The 20151-nt window shown below is 68.3% G+C and carries 23 protein-coding genes and 3 tRNA genes; 15 read left to right on the top strand and 11 right to left on the bottom strand.

Annotation, left to right across the window (positions count from 1 at the left end; translation table 11 throughout):
- The first annotated feature begins 54 nt into the window (after positions 1 to 54).
- A complete protein-coding gene (locus OG555_RS16685) occupies positions 55 to 744 on the top strand; it encodes a histidine phosphatase family protein (RefSeq protein WP_329483809.1) in 690 nt (229 codons plus the stop codon).
- 217 nt (positions 745 to 961) lie between these two features.
- On the opposite strand, the gene OG555_RS16690 is transcribed toward OG555_RS16685, so the two are convergent.
- From OG555_RS16690 to OG555_RS16705, 4 genes are all read right to left on the bottom strand, one after another.
- Positions 962 to 1034: transfer RNA gene (locus OG555_RS16690), tRNA-Phe, on the bottom strand.
- 44 nt (positions 1035 to 1078) lie between these two features.
- Positions 1079 to 1155 (bottom strand) — tRNA-Asp (locus OG555_RS16695).
- 59 nt (positions 1156 to 1214) lie between these two features.
- A tRNA-Glu gene (locus tag OG555_RS16700) sits at positions 1215 to 1287 on the bottom strand.
- Between the two features lie 124 nt (positions 1288 to 1411).
- Positions 1412 to 2584, bottom strand: a complete 1173-nt coding sequence (locus tag OG555_RS16705; RefSeq protein WP_329483810.1) for a hypothetical protein — start codon at positions 2582 to 2584, stop codon at positions 1412 to 1414.
- Between the two features lie 129 nt (positions 2585 to 2713).
- Between OG555_RS16705 and OG555_RS16710 the strand changes: the two genes are divergently transcribed.
- Positions 2714 to 3664: a hypothetical protein gene (locus tag OG555_RS16710; protein ID WP_329483811.1), complete on the top strand. Its 951-nt coding sequence runs from the start codon at positions 2714 to 2716 to the stop codon at positions 3662 to 3664.
- Positions 3665 to 3681: 17 nt separating this feature from the next.
- Positions 3682 to 4032, top strand: coding sequence for a metallopeptidase family protein (locus OG555_RS16715; protein ID WP_329483812.1), 351 nt, complete (start codon positions 3682 to 3684; stop codon positions 4030 to 4032).
- Here OG555_RS16715 and OG555_RS16720 read toward each other — a convergent pair.
- Complete coding sequence (locus OG555_RS16720) at positions 4029 to 4757, bottom strand: polyprenol monophosphomannose synthase (protein ID WP_329483813.1); 729 nt, start codon at positions 4755 to 4757, stop codon at positions 4029 to 4031. The two genes, OG555_RS16715 and OG555_RS16720, sit on opposite strands and share 4 nt — an antisense overlap.
- A 44-nt stretch (positions 4758 to 4801) precedes the next feature.
- Entirely contained in the window at positions 4802 to 5152 is a 351-nt protein-coding gene (locus tag OG555_RS16725; RefSeq protein WP_329483814.1) for an STAS domain-containing protein, read from the bottom strand.
- Between the two features lie 253 nt (positions 5153 to 5405).
- On the opposite strand from OG555_RS16725, the gene OG555_RS16730 reads away from it, so the two are divergent.
- Positions 5406 to 6149, top strand: a complete 744-nt coding sequence (locus OG555_RS16730) for an SDR family oxidoreductase (protein ID WP_329483815.1) — start codon at positions 5406 to 5408, stop codon at positions 6147 to 6149.
- Between the two features lie 62 nt (positions 6150 to 6211).
- Positions 6212 to 6889 (top strand): DNA alkylation repair protein, encoded by a 678-nt coding sequence (locus tag OG555_RS16735; protein ID WP_329483816.1) that lies wholly within the window; start codon positions 6212 to 6214, stop codon positions 6887 to 6889.
- Here OG555_RS16735 and OG555_RS16740 read toward each other — a convergent pair.
- Positions 6871 to 8367 carry an MFS transporter gene (locus OG555_RS16740; protein ID WP_329483817.1) on the bottom strand — a complete coding sequence of 499 codons (1497 nt, stop codon included), beginning with the start codon at positions 8365 to 8367 and terminating at the stop codon, positions 6871 to 6873. The genes OG555_RS16735 and OG555_RS16740 overlap by 19 nt on opposite strands.
- Positions 8368 to 8546: 179 nt before the next feature.
- Positions 8547 to 9263 carry a hypothetical protein gene (locus tag OG555_RS16745; RefSeq protein ID WP_329483818.1) on the bottom strand — a complete coding sequence of 239 codons (717 nt, stop codon included), beginning with the start codon at positions 9261 to 9263 and terminating at the stop codon, positions 8547 to 8549.
- A gap of 271 nt (positions 9264 to 9534) precedes the next feature.
- Between OG555_RS16745 and OG555_RS16750 the strand changes: the two genes are divergently transcribed.
- The 6 genes from OG555_RS16750 to OG555_RS16775 all read left to right on the top strand — a co-directional run bounded on the left by OG555_RS16750 (position 9535) and on the right by OG555_RS16775 (position 14853).
- Positions 9535 to 10383, top strand: a complete 849-nt coding sequence (locus OG555_RS16750) for a DUF4397 domain-containing protein (RefSeq protein ID WP_329483819.1) — start codon at positions 9535 to 9537, stop codon at positions 10381 to 10383.
- A gap of 71 nt (positions 10384 to 10454) precedes the next feature.
- Complete coding sequence (locus OG555_RS16755; RefSeq protein ID WP_329483820.1) at positions 10455 to 11063, top strand: class F sortase; 609 nt, start codon at positions 10455 to 10457, stop codon at positions 11061 to 11063.
- 78 nt (positions 11064 to 11141) lie between these two features.
- A complete protein-coding gene (locus tag OG555_RS16760) occupies positions 11142 to 12506 on the top strand; it encodes a S41 family peptidase (RefSeq protein ID WP_329483821.1) in 1365 nt (454 codons plus the stop codon).
- A gap of 29 nt (positions 12507 to 12535) precedes the next feature.
- A complete protein-coding gene (locus tag OG555_RS16765) occupies positions 12536 to 13153 on the top strand; it encodes an L-threonylcarbamoyladenylate synthase (RefSeq protein WP_329483822.1) in 618 nt (205 codons plus the stop codon).
- 83 nt (positions 13154 to 13236) lie between these two features.
- Entirely contained in the window at positions 13237 to 14196 is a 960-nt protein-coding gene (locus tag OG555_RS16770; protein ID WP_329483823.1) for a penicillin-insensitive murein endopeptidase, read from the top strand.
- 12 nt (positions 14197 to 14208) lie between these two features.
- Entirely contained in the window at positions 14209 to 14853 is a 645-nt protein-coding gene (locus tag OG555_RS16775) for a nitroreductase family protein (protein WP_329483824.1), read from the top strand.
- A 1-nt stretch (position 14854) separates the two neighbouring features.
- Here the strand turns inward: OG555_RS16775 and OG555_RS16780 are convergent, their stop codons facing one another.
- Together OG555_RS16780 and OG555_RS16785 are read right to left on the bottom strand one after the other, a co-directional pair.
- Positions 14855 to 15328, bottom strand: coding sequence for a DNA polymerase ligase N-terminal domain-containing protein (locus OG555_RS16780; RefSeq protein WP_329483825.1), 474 nt, complete (start codon positions 15326 to 15328; stop codon positions 14855 to 14857).
- Positions 15329 to 15345: 17 nt separating this feature from the next.
- Positions 15346 to 16161 (bottom strand): SigB/SigF/SigG family RNA polymerase sigma factor, encoded by an 816-nt coding sequence (locus OG555_RS16785; RefSeq protein ID WP_329483826.1) that lies wholly within the window; start codon positions 16159 to 16161, stop codon positions 15346 to 15348.
- Positions 16162 to 16293: 132 nt separating this feature from the next.
- Between OG555_RS16785 and OG555_RS16790 the strand changes: the two genes are divergently transcribed.
- Both OG555_RS16790 and OG555_RS16795 read left to right on the top strand, forming a co-directional pair.
- Positions 16294 to 16665: a VOC family protein gene (locus OG555_RS16790; protein WP_329483827.1), complete on the top strand. Its 372-nt coding sequence runs from the start codon at positions 16294 to 16296 to the stop codon at positions 16663 to 16665.
- Positions 16666 to 16922: 257 nt separating this feature from the next.
- Positions 16923 to 17099, top strand: a complete 177-nt coding sequence (locus tag OG555_RS16795) for a hypothetical protein (RefSeq protein WP_329483828.1) — start codon at positions 16923 to 16925, stop codon at positions 17097 to 17099.
- 29 nt (positions 17100 to 17128) lie between these two features.
- Here OG555_RS16795 and OG555_RS16800 read toward each other — a convergent pair whose 3' ends face one another.
- On the bottom strand, positions 17129 to 18199 hold the full coding sequence (locus OG555_RS16800; protein ID WP_329483829.1) for a serine hydrolase domain-containing protein: 1071 nt from the start codon (positions 18197 to 18199) through the stop codon (positions 17129 to 17131).
- Positions 18200 to 18374: 175 nt separating this feature from the next.
- Here OG555_RS16800 and OG555_RS16805 point away from each other — a divergent pair, with 175 nt between their 5' ends.
- Together OG555_RS16805 and OG555_RS16810 are read left to right on the top strand one after the other, a co-directional pair.
- Complete coding sequence (locus tag OG555_RS16805; protein WP_329483830.1) at positions 18375 to 19307, top strand: LysR family transcriptional regulator; 933 nt, start codon at positions 18375 to 18377, stop codon at positions 19305 to 19307.
- Between the two features lie 90 nt (positions 19308 to 19397).
- Positions 19398 to 20144, top strand: coding sequence for an SDR family oxidoreductase (locus OG555_RS16810; protein WP_329483831.1), 747 nt, complete (start codon positions 19398 to 19400; stop codon positions 20142 to 20144).
- Positions 20145 to 20151 lie beyond the last annotated feature (7 nt).

The following is a 20151-nucleotide window of genomic DNA, read 5'->3' on the forward strand; positions in this document are numbered from 1 at the left end:
CATGACCCAGATGGGACCCGTGCAGAGCGTCTCCTCGGCGTGTATCGCTGACTGGTGAGAGGCTCTGAGCCTGCAAAGGTGGGTCGAAGGAGGGTAATGAGACACATCTACCTCGTCACGCATCCCGAGGCACAGCATCACGTTGACGGCGTCGTTGGAGGCTGGCACGACTCAGATCTGACAGCCCTCGGGCGCGTGCAGGCCGAACGCATCGCCGAGGTTCTGGCGAGCAGGATCGGACTCCAGCCGGTCGAGGTCTACTCCTCTGATCTGCGGCGAGCCAGCCAAACGGCAGAGCGAATTGCTCGGAGGTTCGTCGTCGAGGTCCAGACTGATGCGCGGCTTCGCGAGAGGTCCAACGGTGAGGCTGACGGGCGTCCCCAAGCGTGGCTCGCCGAGCGCCGCATCCCACTTCCGGAATACGGCGATCGACTCGGCCACCACGACGGACCAGCCGGTGCGGAGACACGAATGGAACTGGTCGCACGTCTGTACCCGGCCCTCGATGACATCCTCCGTCGACCAGTCGCGAACCAGATAGTGGTGTCGCACGGGTCCGCATCGAGCTATCTGATTGCTGCCTGGATCGGCATGCCGATGACGTCGACAGACCGGGTCTTCTTTCCCCTGGCTGCAGGCGGTATCACCACCCTCCGCCGCAACGACACCCACTTCAGCCATCAGGTCGTGTCTCTGAACGAGACCCAGCACCTGCAGGGTCTCGGAGAGCCACCACTGGTGTGATCAGTGGCTTTGGTGCCGCCGCACAACGTTCAGTCGATCGTCGGGTCATGCCGACATCCAGGTCACGATCGCGGCCTACGCGCACGCATCCCGTGAGGGCGGGCGGGGGCTGGATCAGCTCTCGCGGAACACCTAGCCGACAGACGTTGCTGGACCCGTTGCTGTACTAGCGGGAGGGTCGGCGATTCTCAGAAGGAGAAACCGTAGGTGAGAGGTGTGGTCAGGGGCGGTCTCGAACCGCCGACCTTCCGCTTTTCAGGCGGACGCTCTACCAGCTGAGCTACCTGACCGGGAGAAAGTTCGGCGGCGGTGTGTTCACACCGCCGCCTTCTCCTGGCGACCCAGACGGGACTCGAACCCGCGACCTCCGCCGTGACAGGGCGGCACGCTAACCAACTGCGCCACTGGGCCAGATGACTCGATGATCCTACAGCATCTTCGAGGTGCTTCTGACACCGGTCTTTCGACCGTATCCCCAACGGGATTCGAACCCGCGTTACCGCCTTGAAAGGGCAGCGTCCTAGGCCACTAGACGATGGGGACTCGGACCCGCGGGAGCCGAAGCTCCAGGGACAGCCGTAAGCATAGAGGAGACCGCGCCCGCAGCCAAAACGAGTTCCGGGGCGGGCGCCGTACGCCCTGGGGGGAGGCGTACGGCGCCCTGGAATCAGCTGGTGGCGTCAGGGGCAACCAACTGCGGGTACTGAGCGGCGAACAGCCCGTAGAAGTCGAGGGCCGGAAGGATGTGGCCCTGCGGGCGGGCCGAATCCGCGACGCTGTAGGCCCAGAGGGCGGACCGCATCCGCTGGTTGGGTGTGCCGTGGTGGCCGTCCGCGGCGAAGCCGCAGTCGCCCAGCTGGTAGAACATCTGGCCGAACGCCTGCACCCGCTTCCACTGCATCGCGGCGCCGCGGGCGTGGGTGAGGAAGTACGCGCTGAACGCGTCCGCCATCAGCTCCGCCCAGCGGGACGCCTCGGGCCCGGGCAGGTCGGGCCGCATCAGGCCGTCGGAGTACTGGACCTGGTGACCGAACTCATGCGCGAGGATCGCCTGCGGCGCCACGTCGCCCAGCCCGATCCGGGCGAAGCCTTCAAGCACGCCGTCACCGAAGGCGATCCGCCGTGGGGACTTGCCGAGGCCGGGGATGTCCTCACCGCCCGGTGCGGCGTACGCGTTGAACGTGAAGATCGGCAGGTCGCCGTACCCGAGCGCGGGGCTGTTCAGCTCGTGCGCGACCAGGTCCGCGGAGATGCGCGACGCGGCCGGGTCGAAGCCGTAGAGCGTGGTGAAGACGCGGTAGTTCACCTCGGGGTCGAGCATGGCTCGGCCGTGCGCGGGCACCAGTTCGACGTCGCCGGACGGAATGTCCCAGAACGTCTTCAGGTCGCGGATCGTGCGGTTGACCTGGTTGCTGAACTCGCCCCGTGCACCGTACGTGAACGGACCGGTCTGCGGCAGGTACGCCGCGTCCATGAGCGCCATGTTGAACAACAGGACGTGGAGGACGGCGAGCCGCTGCTCGAAGGTCCAGTCGGTGACGTCCGGCATGATCGCGGACACCACCGGCGGGGTGGCGTCGGAGCACTCGTACTGGGTCGGGTCGATGGCCTCGAGTACGGCGTCCTGGGCCGTGTTGTCCTTCAGCCCGAGCTTGGCCTTGACCGCTTCGGCCCGCTCGCGCATCGCCGGCAGGTTGTCGACAATCTGCTGCAGCTCAGGTGACAGGTTCTGCGGTACGGCGCTTTGCACGACAGGGGCCGCAGTGGCGGTGGACGGGATCGCGAGGCCGAACGTCAGGGCGAGAGCGGCGACCACCGGCCAGATCAGGCGTTTTCTCATCGGGGACTCCTGGGAACGCGTGGGGGACTTGGGCGGCATCAGTATTTGCCGCAGGTAGCGGACGCTACGAGGGCTGGAGCTGTCAGAAACCGGCATGGCGAGAACCTGTCGCCGGTGATACACAGAGGCATGGAAGCGCTCCGGGCCCTGGGTCTGTCGGCCGGCGCGGAGGGGGTCCTGCTCCAGCTGCTGCAGAATCCGGAGACCACCCCGGCCGAGCTGGCCGCGAGCCACGACGACCTCGACGTCGTCCTCTGCGAGCTGACTGATCTCGGTCTGATCGAGCGGACCGCCGACGCGGTGGTGGTTCGGCCGCCCCGCCTCGCGCTCGGCGCTCTCGCGGAGCGTCATACGCAGCAGGCCGCGCTGGCCCGGGACAGCGCCGAGCTGTTGTCGGAGCTCTGGAAGGCGGCCACCGGCAAACCTGACTACCTTGAGGTCCTGCCGACGTACGCCGCCGCGCAGGCGGTCCTGAACTCGGTCCAGACCGAGGCCGAGGAGCAGGTCCGGGCAATGACCATGGGCAACATCGCCGCCCGTGAGCTGCGGATCGTCGACGGCATGTTCGACGCCCTCGAGCGGGGTGTCAGGTACGACGTGATCTACGGCGCCCACGTCCTCCAGGACGCCGACGCGCTGCACCTGGTACAGGCGTGCATCGAGGCCGGTGAGCAGGCCCGGGTGTTCCCGCACGTACCGCTCAACATCACGATCGTCGACGATCGGTGGGCGCTGGTCGGCGCACGGTCAGACGTCCAGCGGGGGCCGGAGTTCGTGGCGATGGTGGTGCACGATTCGCCGCTGCTGGGTGGGCTTGCCCGGATCTTCGAGGCACTGTGGCGGATCGCGGTACCGATCACCGGCGGCACCGAGCTGAACGACGTGACCGCTGGACCCAGCCTGGACGCGAAGCGGCTGCTGACCTACCTGAGTGCAGGGCTGACGGACGAGTCGATTGCCCGCGAGTTCGGGGTCAGCGAGCGCACGATCGCGCGCCGGATCGGCCGCCTGCAGGAGGCGCTCGGGGCGCAGACCAGGTTCCAGCTCGGCGTGCAAGCGTCGCGTCAGGGCTGGCTTTAGGTCACTACGCTGGCAGCGTGATCGAGATGAGTCGGGCGGACTTCGAGGTGCTGGTGTCGGAGGCGCTGGACGAGGTGCCGGGCGAGCTGGCGGCGCTGATCGACAACGTGGCGATCTTCGTCGAGGACGAGCCGCCGGCCGGGGATCGGGAGCTGCTCGGGATCTACGAAGGCATCCCGCTGACCGAGCGCGGGCACTACTACGGCGGCGTACTGCCGGACCGGATCACCATCTACCGCAACCCGACCCTGCGGATGTGCGCCACGGTCGAGGACGTCGTCGACGAGGTGCACATCACGGTGGTGCACGAGATCGCGCACCACTTCGGCATCGACGACGCCCGCCTGCACGAACTGGGCTACGGCTAGGAGCGCGAGAACAGCAGCTTCCACGGCATCAGGGCCGACTCGAGCTGCACCTTCAGGGTCATCTTCGACGCACCCACGGTCCGCTCCTCGAAGCGGATCGGAACCTCGGCGATGCGCAGGCCGCGCTTGACCGTCCGGTAGTTCATCTCGACCTGGAACGAATACCCGTTGCTCTCGATCGTGCCCACGTCGATCCAGCGCAGCGTGTCCGCCTTCCAGGCCTTGAACCCGGCCGTGGCGTCCTTCACATGCAGCCGCAGGATCGCGTTCACGTAGAAGTTGGCCCACGCGGACAGCGCCCGCCGGTGCCAGCCCCACTCGGCCGCCGCCTCGCCGCCTTCGACGTACCGGGACCCGATCACCACGCCGGCGTCCGTCGTCCGCAGCGTCTCCACCATGGTCGGGATCACCGAGGCCGGGTGGGACAGGTCGGCGTCCATCTGGATGACGATGTCGGCGCCTTCGTCGAGGGCGCGGGTGATCCCGGCGATGTACGCGCGGCCGAGACCGTCCTTCACCGTCCGGTGCAGTACGCCGACCCGCTCCGGCGACTCCTTCGCCAGCTCGTCGGCGATGTCACCGGTGCCGTCGGGGGAGTTGTCGTCGACGACGAGCATCTCCAGGCCGGGCAGGTTGAGGTCGGCCAGCAGTCCGGCCAGCACGGGCAGGTTCTCCCGCTCGTTGTAGGTCGGCACGACGACCACGATCTTGGTCAGCTCACCCATGACTTTCCTTTGTCGGAGACAAGGAAAACTACCGCATCCGACGATCAGAGCTGCGCCAGCGCCTCCGGGACCGTGGCGAAGATGCGGAACTGGGCGCCGAGACCGGTGACCTCGAGCGGCCGGTCGATCGGCCGGCCGACGCCGACCAGGGCCAGGGTGATGTTGTGCTCGCCGGCCAGGTTGCGGGCCTCGACCAGGTTGCCGAGACCGGCGGAACTGCAGAAGGTGACGTCGGAAACGTCGATCAGGACCAGCCGGGCCGGCGGCGCCACCGCGGCGCGGATCGACGCGGATGCGAAGTCGGTGCTGGCAATGTCGATCTCACCGGACAGCCGGACCAGCAGTACGCCGGGTTCGAGTTCCTGGGTCTCAGCGTCGAACGTGGTTCTGATCATCTCGCCATCCCGCGGGTCTCGGTGGCTTGTCACGCCGGTCTCTCCCCCGGGCAGCACCATGACCACCGGTCGGTCCTGGCGGAACGGAACTGCCCTGCTCTCACCGTATGCCCCAACGCGCCGGCGTCACAACGGTTCTCGTGCGGATGACCTCGGAGCGTGACCTGACCGCTGTAAGCGCTGCCAATTGGCAGGCAAGCGATTCGAAGACTCAAGCAAACGAAAGACCCACTCGCGGTGATAGACAAGAACAATGGGCGTACTCGAAGGCAAGGCAGCTCTCGTCACCGGCGGCTCGCGCGGCATCGGCGCCGCGATCGTACGGCGCTTGGCCGCCGACGGTGCTGTGGTCACCTTCACCTACGCGAGCAGCGAGGCCGCGGCCGCGGATGTGGTCGCCGAGGTGAAAGCGGCCGGCGGTGAGGCGATCGCGATCCAGGCCGACCAGGCCGACCTGTCCGCTGTCGACGAGCTGTTCGACCGCGCGGCCGAGCCGACCGGCACCCTCGACATCTTCGTCTGCAACGCGGCGCAGGCGTCGGTCCAGCTGATCGCCGACGTGATCGAGGACGACTTCGACACAACGTTCGCGGTCAACGTCAAGGGACCGTACTTCGCTCTCCAACGCGCCGGCCGCAGTCTCCCGGACGGCGGCCGGATCATCGCGATCTCCACGGTCAACACGGCCCTCCCGGGGCCGGGCATCTCCCTGTACGCCGCCGGCAAGGGTGCGCTGGAGCAGTTCGTGAAGGTCGCCGCGCGCGAGTACGGTTCCCGCGGGATCACCGCCAACACGGTGTCGCCGGGCGCGACCAGCACCGACATGTTCCACGGAGCCAATCCGCCGGAAGCCGAGGCGAAGCTGGCCGGAATCACCGCCCTCGGTCGCCTCGGCCAGCCCGCCGAGATCGCCGACGTGGTCGCTTTCCTGGCCGGACCCGACAGTCGCTGGCTCACCGGTCAGAACATCCAGGCCAGCGGAGGGTTGCTGATCTGACCACGAAGGACCTGACCACGAAGGACCTGCTCGCCGAGGTCGACGCCGCGGCCGACCCGGCGGTGGCCGAGGCGCTGTCACGGTACTTCCAGCTGCAGCCGGGTGGCTACGGCCACGGCGACCGGATGATCGGGGTGAAGCTGTCGACCATCCGCGGCATCCTCAAGCCGTACCTGCGCGCCGACCTCCCGCTGCCCGAGCTCGAGCAAGCATTGACCAGCCCGGTTCACGAGCACCGGCTGACGATCCTCTGCCTGCTCGCCGATCGCGCGTCCCGCAGTCTCAAGCCGCGTACGGCGAACCCGGCCGAACTCACCGCGATCCACGAACTCTATCTACGCAGTACGGCGTACGTCGACAACTGGGACCTGGTCGACTGCAGTGCTCCGCAGGTCGTCGGCGGCTACGTGGTCGACAAGCCCCGGGACATCCTCTACACGCTGGTCCGCTCGGCATCACTGTGGGAGCGCCGGATCGCGCTGATCGCGACGCAGTTCCTGATCGGGGTCGGTCAGACCGCGGACACCTACGCGCTGGCCGCCGAGGTCCTCGGCGATCGGGAGGATCTGATCCACAAGGCGTCCGGCTGGATGTTGCGCGAAGCCGGGAAGCGAGTCTCGGAGGAGGAGTTACTGGCGTTCCTCGACCAGCACGCGACGCAGATGCCTCGCACCATGCTCCGCTATGCGATCGAGCGGCTCGATCCAGCCGTACGCAAGCACTACCTCGCGCTGCGCTGATTCAGCCGGGGATCGGCGTAGGGCGGGGCTTCGAGAGCGCAGGTGGTGTGGTGGTGGACGAGGCCCCGGATCTTGCTCGGCTTCGTCCTCGGCTCGGCGAGGCTGAACCAGGCGATCGCCGCGCCGGCTATGGCCAGCACCGCCGTGATCCACAGCGCGTTGTCGAACCCGTTCTGGAAGGCAAGGGGATCGCGGTAGCTGTCGCCGGTGATCCCGGCCGCCATCGGGATCGCGGCGACCGCCATCAGTTGCGCCGACCGCGCGACCGCGTTGTTCACCCCGGACGCGATCCCGGCGTGGTGGTCGTCGACCGACGACAGCACGGTGGCGGTCAGCGGCGCCACCGTCGACACCAGGCCGAGTCCGAGGACGACGACGGCGGGCAGTACGTCGATGAAGTAGTTGGAGCCCGGTTTGATCCGCAGCATCAGCAGGAATCCGGCTGACATCAGCAGCGGTCCGACCGTCATCGGGATCCGGGCGCCGATCCGCTCGGACAGACCACCGGCGTACCCACTCAGGCCGAGCATCAGCAGGGTCATCGGCAGCAGGGACGCGCCGGCCCAGAGAGCGGAGTACCCGAGGACGGTCTGCAGGTACACGACCAGGAGGAAGGTCGAGGTGCCGAGAGCGCCGTACACGGCGACCGTGACGAGGTTCGCGCCGGTGAAGCGGCGGTTGGCGAAGATGCCGGGTGGCAGCATCGGGTGCGAACTGCGGCGCTCGACCTCGACGAAGGCCACCAGCGCGAGTACGCCGATCGCGAGGCTGATCAGGACGCGCGCAGAACCGAAGCCATCATCGCCGGCACCGATCAGGCCGAAGGTGAGACCGGCCAGACCGATCGTCACCAGGGCTGCGCCGTTGAGGTCGAGCTTGCCGGTCGCTGTCTCGTCGCGGGTCTCGGGCACGTGCCGGAGAGTGACCAGGACGGTCACCAGCGCGATGGGTGCGTTCAGTACGAAGATCAGCCGCCACGAGCCGCTGTCGACCAGGCTGCCGCCGACGAACGGGCCGACCGCCGCGGCGACCGAGGTGAGGCCGGACCAGATGCCGACTGCCTTGGCGCGGTCGGAGCGCTGGAACGATGTCTGCAGGATGGCCAGGCTGCCCGGAGTGAGCAGCGCGCCGCCCATGCCCTGCAGGACCCGGCCCGCGATCATCACCTCGAGCGTCGGCGCCACCGCGCACAGCATCGAGGCCACCGCGAACCAGATCACCCCGATGACGAACACCCGCCGCCGGCCGAGCCGGTCGCCGAGGGAGCCGCTGAGCAGGATCAGGGCGGCCAGCATCAGCATGTAGCCGTTGACGATCCACTGCAGGCCGGCCATGCCCGCGTTGAAGTCCTCGCCCATCGCCGGCAGAGCGACGTTCACCACCGTGCCGTCCAGGAACGCCATGCCCGACCCCAGCGCCGTCGCCGCGAGCACCCACCGCCCCCGGCTCGTCCCCAACGCGATCCAGTCATCGCTCATGGGGTCAGCCTAAGCCGCTATCCGCGGCCCCTGGCGCGCTGCGCGGCACTCGGCGGGCACATCGCGGCGTTGGAGGACGGGGCACGGAGAAACCCACTCCGAGCCCCGTCCTCCGCCTTGCGCTGCACTCCGCCGAGCACCTGCTCGCTGCTGCCAGGGGCCGCGGATAGCGGCTCAGGTCAGCGCGGTAGATCCAACTGCAGTACGACGAGGGCTTTGCTGGCCGGGATGTTGGGCAGGATTCCGAGCTTCGGGGGATCGCCGACCGCGCACCGGGTGTCGGTCATCAGTGGGCAGACGGCATTGAGCAGTCCACCGGTGACGGAGAAGGTGGTCGGCAGGGTCCCTTCGGTGATTGCGGTGAGCGGCCGGATCGCCGCGCCGGCCCGCTCTGGTTTCGACTGCGTCCTGCGGACCACGGAGCCGGACAGCCGGTACGTCAGATGGACCCTGGTGGCGGCCGTCGTCAACGGCAGGTCGGCCGAGCCGTTCACGGTGGTGTTCTGGACCGGCACCGACTGGTCGTCGGCGATGACCTTCAGGTCCGTCACCTGCGGACTCGTCTTGGCCATCATCCCGGGCAGGTGCTCGCCCGACGACGGCACCTGGAGCTGCAGGATGTTCATGGCCTCGGGCAACATCACGTCCTCGGTCATGTCGAAGGACCCGTCCTTGCGCGGTACGGCGATCATCCGGATGCCGGGCTTGGTCACACCGGGACCGGGACTGACCGTGCCGCCGGCCTCCGGGGTGGGCGTGGCCGAGCCCCGGTCGATGCCGGGGCTGGGTGCGACCGGGCCGCTGCCGCCGTCCGTGCAGGCGGCGGTCGCGCTCAGCCCCAGCATCAGCGCGGCCGCCGCCAGCACCCGCACCGTGGTGCGGGTGAGGTCCTCCACCCCCGTTGACGAAGGGAGGAACTCACGACCCGGACGAGTGCGTCCCGACATGAGTCATCGCCCCCCAAAAACGGACCTGGCCGCTACCCCTTCCGGCCGGATCGGACTGGGGCTTACGATACGCCCGAATTAGTGGGGTGCGGCAATTACCGCCGTATTTTTCCGTGAGCTACGGAGGGGGCGCAAAATGCAGGGACGGAGCGTGTCCGGGCAATTCCGGTCAGTATCACAACGTGTATTAACGAGAATTCGTGGTCCGGTATTTCGAAGGGTGATTCCGCTGTTCCTGGCGGTCACCGTCGCGGCCGCGCCGGCGGTGCTCGCGACGCCGGCGCAGGGGGCGGCCGGCGCCAACCTGTACATCGTCCAGGGTCTGCCGGGGCGCACCCTGGACATCAGCATCGACGGCCACTCGGTGGCGACCGGCGTCCAGGCGGCGCAGATCGTCGGGCCGTTCGGGGTTGCTGCGGGCAAGCGGATGATCACTGCCAAGCAGGGCGGGAAGGTGGTCATCCAGCGTCAGGTGACGGCTGGATCCGGGGCCAGCATGGACGTCGTGATCCATCAGCCGGCCTCGCCGACGGGGGCGCCGGTGATCACCTCGTACGCGAACAAGCTGGACTCGGTCCCGAAGGACAAGGCAGCGCTCCGGGTGGCGCACACCGCGGCGGTCGGCCCGGCCGACATCCTGGTGAACGGCAAAGTGCTGTTCTCCAATGTCGCGAACGGGGAATCCCTCGACGTAGTCGTTCCGGCGGCCACGTACAAGGTCGAGATCGTGCCCACCGGCGCGACGTCACCTGTTGTTCTCGGTCCGTTGGATTTGCCGGCGAAGGCTGGTTATCTGACCCGGGTATTCGCGGTCGGCGCACCGAGTCAGAAGACGATGACGGTCGCGGTCGGCACGATCAAACTCCCGGCCTCGGGGTCGGGCACACCGAACCTGGTGAACACCGGGACCGGCGGACAGGCGGCAGAGCTTGACCAGGCGCGAAACTCGGCCCCGTCCAACGAGTCCGGCCTCTGGGTCGTGGTGCTGCTGGCCGGACTGTTCGCGGCTGTGGTGACGGTCCGTGCGGTGGCCGGCCGCAAGGTCGCGCGAAAGGTGGTACGTCGCTGAAACGGTGGCTGATCGGGCCGGTGCTGTGTGGTGTCGTCCTGGCAGGCTGTTCCGGCCAGGACGACAGCGCCATGCCCAGTCCGGGTACGGATGGCGGCACCTCAACGCCGGCGCCGCCGTCCGTACCAAGGTTCAGTTCCGAGATCACCCCGACGATCCCCACGCCGTCGGAGCCGGTGACCGCGCCCCCTGGCCGGGTCGGGACACCGGCCCCGAGTCAGCGCATCCGTTTCGTCCCCGAACAAGTCGTGCTGCCCGGCGGCGCGAGCGCACCAGTGCTTCCGGCAACAACCGTCAACGGTCAGCTCCAGGTGCCGGCGAAGGCTCAGCGGGTCGGCTGGTGGGACGGTGGGGCCGAGGCTGGTGATCCGTTCGGCTCGGTGGTCCTGGCCGGTCACGTCGACACCAAGACCGAGGGGCTCGGCTTCTTCGCGCGGTTGCGGCGCGTGCAGGTAGGGGAGGTCGTCGTACTCAATGGTTCGGGGCGTACGGCGTCGTACAGGGTGAAGTCGATCGTGTCGGTACCGAAGGACGCGCTCGCGACCAAGAGTGGCGCCTTCACTCAGACCGGTGACCACCGGCTGGTTCTCATCACCTGCACCGGACCGTACGACGCCTCCCGGGGCGGCTACGCGGACAACCTTGTCGTCACGGCGACGTCGCTCGGTCTGGCGAAGTAGGACGGTGGTGTTAGCTCCACCTCTGGTTGGGGTGATTGCCTCCTGTCGGTGAGGCCGGCCACCGACCAGGCTGGCGGCATGACTCTGACGACTCTCCGCCCCGCGCGCCGCTTGCTGGTGGCTGTCGGAGCCGCCGCCGGACTGGTGGCGGCTCCGTTGTCCGCTCCACTCGCCGCTACCGCCGCGGGATCCGCCACCGGGGTGTGGGCGATGGACGGCTACGGCACGATCGTTGCCGTTGACAACGGTAAGGCGAAGCTCTACCAGACCACGAGCATCAGTTGTACCCCGAGCGCCGAGTACACCCAGGACGGCACCGCCTTCGCCGCGGACGGCGAGCAGTCGTTCACCTTCGCCGTCCACCGGGATCGCGCGGAGCTTCGGCTCGAGGGTGACGTCGGGGCGCGGCACCTGCGCCGGGTCCCGAAGCTCCCGGCCGCGTGTTCGATGCCGGGGGCAACCGGTCCGCTGGCTACCTTCGATCAGTTCTGGACCACCTTCGCGGAGAACTACCCGTTCTTCGCCGCCAAGGGGATCGACTGGACCGCGGTCCGCGCGAAGTACCGGCCGCAGGTGACCTCCGACGCGGCGCTGTTCGACGTCCTCACGGCGATGATCCGTCCGCTGGGTGACGCGCATACCGGCATCAGTACGCCGGACCGGGACTTCGCCGGCGTCCGGCCGGGGACGACGCTCCCGACCTTGGAGCTCGAGACGAACGTGATCCGTCCGTACATCGAGCACACCACGTTGCACGGCGTCCGCTACACGTCGTACGCGAACGACCGGATCGGGTACGCCGAACTCCCCGGTGGGATCGGATACCTCCGGGTGATCGGCTTCCTCGGGTACGGCGACATCCCGCACTACGCCTCCGAGCGAGCCGTGCTCGACCGGACCCTGGACACGATCCTCGCGACCAAGCCGCGCAAGCTGATCCTGGACCTGCGCCTCAACGGCGGCGGCTCGGATCAACTCGGACTCGACCTGGCATCCCGCTTGACCGCGCGCCCGTACTTCGCCTATTCCAAGCGGACCCGCAACAACCCGGCCGACCCGTCGTCGTTCACCGCGCCGCAACCGGCGTACGTCGTTCCGTCCGGGAAGTCGAGGTTCACCGGGCCGATGGCGATCCTGACCGGTGGATCGCAGCTGAGCGCGGGCGAGACGTTCACGATGGCGATGATGAATCGCACGCCGCGGCCGATCCGGATCGGCGAGAACACCCAGGGCGTCTTCTCCGACACCATGGACCGGACGTTGCCGAACGGTTGGACGTTCTTCCTGCCGAACGAGGTGTACCGCACCGCAGCCGGGACGTCGTACGACGGCGCCGGCATCCCACCGGACATCCGGCGGCCGGTCTTCACGCCGGCCGAGCTGAGCGGCGGCCGGGACTCCGCATTCAACACGGCGGTGGAGTACCTGCGCCGACGATCCTGACGGAGTCGGCAGCGGTAGGCTCGGCGGCCATGGCCAGGTATTTCGACGTGCATCCGGAGAATCCGCAGCGGCGGTCGATCGGGCAGGTGGTCGACCTGCTGCGCGAGGACGGTCTGATCGCGTACCCGACCGACTCCTGCTACGCGCTCGGTTGCCAGCTGGGGAACAAGGATGGGATCGACCGGATCAAGGCGATCCGGCACCTGGACGATCGGCACCACTTCACACTGGTCTGCGAGAACTTCGCCCAGCTCGGGCAGTTCGTGCACATCAGCAACGCCGTCTTCCGCTCGATCAAGGCGGCGACGCCCGGGAGCTACACGTTCATCCTGCCGGCGACCAAGGAAGTACCACGCCGGCTGCTGCACCCGAAGAAGAAGACGGTCGGGGTGCGCATCCCGAACCATGTGGTCACCCAGGCCCTGGTCGCCGAGCTGGGCGAGCCGCTGGTCTCCAGCACCCTGCTGCTCCCCGACCATGATGAGCCGATGACGCAAGGCTGGGAGATCAAGGAAGAGCTCGACAACCAGATCGACGCGGTCATCGAAGGTGAGGCCGGCACCGAGCCCACTACGGTGATCGACTTCTCCGACGACGTACCCGAGATCGTCCGGGTCGGCGCGGGGGACCCCACGCCGTTCGAGTGAGGCCTTGCGATGGGCAAGATTGTGCCCGATGGTGGCTGGTGAACGTTAGTCAGTAACGCATCCTCACCCGCCCCGGAGGAGCCATGAAACGTCTCGTGTTCGCGCTGCTGGCCGTCATCCTGCTGGCCGGTCTGCCAGCCCCGGCGTACGCCTATGCCAATGCCTTCTTTCCGACCCAGAGCAGCGGCAACCGCGGTGCCGACGTCCAGGCGATCCAGTACCTGCTGCAGTACAACGGGCAGTCCGTCGACGCGGACGGGGTCTTCGGCGCGACCACGGTCACGGCGGCCAAGGCGTTCCAGACGGCCAAGGGGCTGGGCGTCGACGGGATCGTCGGTCCGCAGACGTGGACGGCGTTGACGCCGACAATCGGATCCGGCGACAACAACGCGGCGGTCAAGGCGTTGCAGGTAGAGCTGAACGCCAAGCGCCGGCTGAGCCTAGCCGTCGACGGAGTGTTCAGTACGGCGGTCCACGACGCGGTGGTGGCCTTCCAGTCGCACGCGGGAATCGGCGCGGACGGCGTCGTCGGCCCGATCACGTGGCGCAACCTCGCCTGGCACTACGACTATCCGGACTTCAGTGCGAACCTGTGCGACCAGGACCCGGACGGCAACGGTACGGCGGCCAATTGGGCCACGGCCGCGGCCGTCGCCGAACTGGAGCAGGGCGCTCGCGCGTTCGCGTCGACTGGCCAGGGTCAGGTCCCGTACGGCGATGCCGGCTTCGAGCACGGTGGCGACATCCCCGGCCACAGCAGCCACGATGTCGGCCTGGACATCGACGTCTGGCCGATCCGGACCGACAACGCCCAGTGCACCGCGGGCCGGATCACGTGGCAGTCGGCGACGTACGACCGAGCCGCGACCCGCCAACTCATCCAGTCCATCAAGGCGGCCGCGCCCGGCCATGTCCGCCTCATCTTCTTCAACGACCCGACCCTGATCAACGAGGGCCTGACCACTCAGTGGCCCAACCATGACAACCACTTGCACTTCCGCTTCTGCGAAAAGGTCCACCCCAGCTCACTGCACACCTGCTGAGATAGTGGTGCGGTGACCACACTCGATCTGTCGCCCGACGAACTGCTGACCACGACTCGCACGGTGCGAAAGCGGCTCGATCTGGAGAAGCCGGTCCCGCTCGAGCTGATCCGTGAGTGCATCGAGATCGCCTTGCAGGCACCGTCCGGGAGCAATCGGCAGAAGTGGCACTGGCTGGTGATCACGGATGCGGACAAGCGGGCCGCGATCGGCGAGTACTACCGCCTCGCGGTCGAGAAGTACCTGGCCGGTCCCGGAGCCGCCGGCAAGTTGTACGCCGACGATCCCGTGCGCGGACCCATCCAGCGCCGGATCGGGGACGGCGTGGCCTACCTGGGCGAGCGGATGGGCCAGGTGCCTGTACTGGTGATCCCCTGCCTCGAGGCCGCATCGCTGCCCGCGGGGAACCAGGCCGGCCTCTGGGGGTCGATCCTCCCGTCCGCGTGGAGCTACATGCTCGCCGCCCGAGCCCGCGGATTGGGTACGGCGTGGACCACCCTGCACATGAACTACGAACAAGAGGTCGCCGACCTGCTCGGGCTCCCGGAAGAGATCCGGCAGACAGTGCTGATCCCGACCGCCTACACGATCGGGACCGACTTCAAGCCGGCGCCTCGTCAACCGCTCGACGACGTCCTCCACCTCGACACCTGGTAGATCAGGACGCGGCCATCTCCTCGATGGTCAGACCGCTCAGCACCGAGCGCGGCTCGGTGACGGTCAGATCCACGGCCGGATCGGCCTCGGCGTCCCGGACCTTGACCAGCAGCCAGTCCTCGCCGGTGCGGGTGAAGGCCCAGGCGCCGTTCAGTTTCACGCCGTGCAGTTGCACCTTGAGATGCCCGCGCTCGATCGCCGCCGCTGGGTCGACCAGCTGGTGACGATCGTCGCGGGTCAGGTTGGTGAAGACGCCCGCGTCCCAGACGATCACCGCGCCGGTGCCGTACTGGCTGTCCGCGATCACGCCCTCGTAGGAGGCGTACTCCAGATCGTGGTCGGTGGTGAACACCGCGAGTCGTTTCACGGTCGGATCCAGTGACGGCCCGCGCGGCACCGCCCACGACTTCAGGACGCCGTCGACCTCGAGCCGAACGTCGTAGTGCAGCCGCCGAGCATCATGCAGCTGCACCACGAAGATGGGCCTCGGGGTCAAGCCGCAGCTGCCGTCGGCGGTTCGATCCGGCGCCGCAGCCGGCCGAGGATGCCGCGGAGCAGGCGGGAGACCTGCATCTGGCTCACCCCGATCTCGGCGCCGATGTCCGCCTGGGTCTGCTCCTCGACGAACCGTAAGGTCACGATCCTACGCTCGCGCGGTGGCAGGCTGTTCAGAGCCGGTTCGAGCACGGCGACGTTCTCGAACCGTTCGTACGATGTGTCGTCGACCGCGAGGGTCTCGGCCAGCGGCACGGCCGCGTCGCCCTCGAGCGGACGGTCCAGCGACATCACCGCGAAGCATCCGTCCGCGGACAGCGCGGCGGTCACGTCCTCGACGTCCGCGCCGATCGCGTCGGCCAGCTCCCGCAGTGTGGGCTCGCGGTGGAGATCCTGGACGAGTCCCGGCCGGGCCGCGCCTATGGATCCCTGCAACTCCTGCAGCCGCCGGGGGATCCGGATGGTCCACGAGCAGTCGCGGAAGTACCGCTTCACCTCGCCCCGGATGGTCGGTACGGCGTACGCGAGGAACGGGGTGTCCGTGGTCGGGTCGTAGCTGTGCGCGGCCTTGACCAGGCCGAGGGACGCGACCTGGTTCAGGTCGTCGGCCTCCACGCCGCGGCCGTGGAAACGGGAGGCGATGCTGTGGGCGATGCCGAGGTTGAGTTCGATCGCCTGCTCCAGGAGTGCCTGGCGGACCTGGTCGTCGGTAGCGGCGGCGCGCCGGCTGAGCAGCGATCTGGTCTCGTGGTCCCGCCGCTCGGCCGGATCGGTCGGCGGCTCGGGGGTGGTGCTGGATTGTGCGGTGTTCATTTTGGGTCTGACCTCGCGACTGGAGTCACGGCGCGGCACGGGTCTGGACCGCGGTCAGAAGGTTCTGGTGACCTTTCTACCCCCTGCGGCCGGGCTTAAGCATCCGCACCTCCTTGGCATAGGTTGCGGGCCATGGACTGGAAGCTGGAGTTGGTGTCGGTGCCGGTGTCCGACGTGGACCGGGCCAAGGCGTTCTACACGGACAAAGTCGGCTTCGTCGCCGACCACGATCATCGGGTCACCGACGAACTGAGATTCGTTCAGCTGACCCCGCCGGGTTCGGCCTGCTCGATCGCGATCGGCAGCGGTATGGACCAATCCGAACCCGGCTCGGTCCGCGGGCTGCAGATCGTCGTACCCGACGTTGCGGCCGCTCGTGACGCGTTGCTCGCCCGCGGTGTCGAGGTGTCGGACCTGCAGGAGTTCCCGTGGGGGCTCTTCGCCTTCTTTCGCGACCCCGACGGGAACTCCTGGGCCCTGCAGCAGATCGTCGCGCGTTCCTGAGGATTCCTCACTCCGGCGCCGGCCGGATCCCCTGGCAGACGGGCGATTCTGTGCGGTCGTGTTCGGTTCGCGACCAATCCGAATTACCGCTAACGGCGCGTCATCTGGCGGTTGTAGGGTGGCCTTTGGTTGAGAAGCCAGCCCCCCGAAGTTGGCTTTGTTTCCCTGCGAGGGCGACGATGACCGATCTTCAGCACCACCCCAGAGCAGTACGACGCCATCCCACCACTCCCGCCCCTGTCCAGAAGTCAGGTGCCATGCCAGTAGCCACTTCCCCGGCTCGGCCCACCGCCGTTCAGGTCCGCCTCGGCGGCCGCTGGATCGCGGGGCAGGAGCTGGGCCGCCGGGCCGGGGCGGCCGGGGCCGACGAGGTGCTCGTCAGCCACCACGGCCACCTCGTCTGGGTCGACGAGCGGTCGGTGCGCGAGTCCTAGGAGCTGAGAACCCTTGCAGGTAAGGGGTTTCAGCAGAGAGTTTTCGCAACCAGATTGCCGATCTCGACCGCCGACGCCGACTGCGCCGGGTCGAACAGCACCCTGGTGAGACCGAACGCGACGCCCGAGCGCGTGTCGGCCCAGCCGACGCTGCCGCCCATCCCCGGCATCCCGAACGACGTCGGACTCTCCTCCGCCGACGACCCGAGCCGGCCGATCGGATAGCCCAGCGCCCACGTCGCGGGATTACCCATCAGCTCGTCCGGCGCGGTCAGTGCCGGCCCGGTGATCTCCGCGACCGCGTCCGGGCGGACCAGCCGGACACCGTCCACCTCACCGATCAGAGCGGCGTACAGCTTGGCGATGCCGCGCGCGGTCAGCACGCCTTCGGAGGGGATCTCGGCGGTGAGCTGGTCCGGGCGGTTGCAGCGGGCGGCGCGCGGGGTGAGGCCGGGCGGGGTGACCTTGGCGAACAGCCCGGCGACCATCGCGAACGTGTCCTCGGCGCCCTCCGACTCGACCAGCGTCGCGACCCGGTGCAGCTGATCCTGCGGTACGGCGAAGTACACCTCGTCGGCGATCCCGAGCGGCTCGGCGATCTCCCGCAGTACGTCGGAGATCCGCCGGCCGGTGGCGCGGCGGACGATCTCACTGACCAGGTAGCCGAACGTCATGGCGTGGTAGGTCATCTTGGTGCCCGGCTCCCACCACGGCTCGGCCGCGGCCAGGTACGACGTGATCTTCGCCGGGTCGGTGAGATCGTCGGCTGTGGTGTCCGGGGCCAGCGCGGGCAGGCCGGCCGAGTGGGTCAGCACGTGCCGCAGGGTCGCCTTCTGCTTGCCGTTGGCCGCGAACTCGGGCCAGAGGTCCGCGATCGGAGCGTCGTACTCGAGCACGCCGCGGTCGACCAGCACGTTCGCGACCGTCGCGGCGGCTGCCTTGCCGGTGGATGCCGCGTAGAAGAGCGTGTCCGACGTGATGTCCCCGGCGACCGCGTCCACGACCAGCTCACCCCGGTGGTAGACCGCCGCCTGCAGCCCGAGCTCGGCCTCCACCAGCTCGTCGAGCCGCCCCTGCACCTGGTCCTGAAGGTTCGTCACGATTCCCATCCTGTCTCTCTCGGTGGCCTTTCACGGAGAGGTCGGAGCGACGCCGACGATCTTGACGTACGTAAGAACGGGTAGTGGTCGGCCGACTCGGACCGCCGCCCGCGTGCTCGCCTCGCCAGGGCTTGGCTGACGGCTACTACTACCCGTTCTTACGTACGCTCTTCCCGTGGAATTGCGGCAGCTGGAGTACTTCGTGGCGGTGGCGCACGAGCGGAGCTTCACGCTGGCCGCTCGGCGGTTGCATGTCGTGCAGAGCGCGGTGAGCGCCGCGATCGCCGCGCTGGAGCGAGATCTGAAGGTCACGCTGTTCGAGCGGAGCGCCCAGCGTGTGGTGCTGACCGAGGCGGGTACGGCGCTGCTCCCGGAGGCGCTCGCGGTGATGGACGCCGTCCAGGGCGCTCGTGATGTCGTCGACGAGATCGGCGCGGGGATGCGTGGATCCGTCCGGGTCGGGCTGCTGCCAGGGCTCGGACTGGTCGATCTGCCCGCGGCGGCCGGCGAGTTCCGGCGGCGGTACCCGAAGGTCGAGCTGCAACTGCGGGTCGATGCCGACGGCTCGGCCGGTGTCATCGTCGGGCTGCGCAACGGCGACATCGACGTCGGCTTCCTCGGGATCGCGGCCGGGAGTGTGCCGCGTGAGCTGACCGCCTGGGAGCTGCTCCGGGTCCCGCAGGTCCTCGCGGTCCCGGTCGGGCATCGGCTCGCGCGCCGGCGGACGGTAACGCTGGCCGACCTCGCCGACGAGGCGTTCGTGGACTTTCCACCTGGCTTCGGTACCCGGACGTTGATCGACCAGACCTTCGAGGCGGCCGGGATCGCGCGGCATGTCGTGGTCGAGGCGCTCGGCATCGAGAACGGCGTCCAGTTCGTGGCCCACGGCGTCGGCCTCGGCATCCTGCCCGGCTACGCCGTGAGCGGGGTGGACGCGATCCGCGTCGTACGGATCGCCGGCGAGTCGTTCCAGTGGTCGCTCTATATGGCCACGCTGAAGAAACGGAAGCCGACGGCCGCGCTCCGGGCCCTGCTCGGCCTGGTCAGCACCCACCTCCGCCACCCGCCCGGCACCGAACTCGGCCGCGCCGTGGATCAACAGAATTGATTTACCTATCGACTTGAGTCGTTGGACGTGATGCATCGTCCGGAGCAGGATCGAGATGTCAGCAAGACATCGAGATCGAGGAGCAGGACGATGACCGAGAACACCACCGCCGGACGGGTCGCGATCGTGACGGGTGGATCGAGCGGGATCGGCCGCGAGGCCGCCGTCCGGCTGGGGCGGGACGGCTACGCGGTGGCGATCGTGTACGTCGGCGGCCAGGCAGGAGCCGAGGAAGCCGTCAAGGAGGTCGAGCAGGCCGGCGGCCGGGCGATCGCGGTCCAGGCCGATGTCGCGGACGAGACCGCCGTGGCCGCGCTGTTCGACCGGACCGAGCAGGAGTTCGGCGGGATCGACGTGGTCGTGCACGCCGCCGGGATCATGCCGCTGGCACCACTGGCCGACCTCGACCTGGAGGTCTTCGATCGGATCGTCCGGACCAACCTCCGCGGCACCTTCGTCGTCGACCAGCAGGCGGTCCGGCGACTCCGCACCGGCGGCGCGCTGATCAACATCTCCAGCTCACTGACCAAGCTGGCCCGCCCGAACTACTCCGCGTACTCCGCCACCAAGGGCGGCGTCGAGGCGATCACGCTGATCCTGGCTCGCGAGTTGCGCGGCCGCGACGTCACCGTCAACGCCGTGGCCCCCGGCCCGACCGCGACCGCTCTGTTCTTCGACGGCAAGTCGCAGGAACTGATCGACCGGATCGCCGCGGAGCCGCCGCTGGAGCGCCTCGGCCAGCCGTCCGACATCGCCGAGATCATCGCCTTCCTGGCCGGTCCGGCGCGATGGATCAACGGCCAGCTCATCTACGCCAACGGTGGCTCGGCCGCCTGAAACCTCG

This window comes from Kribbella sp. NBC_01484, assembly GCF_036227145.1.
Lineage (GTDB): Bacteria > Actinomycetota > Actinomycetes > Propionibacteriales > Kribbellaceae > Kribbella.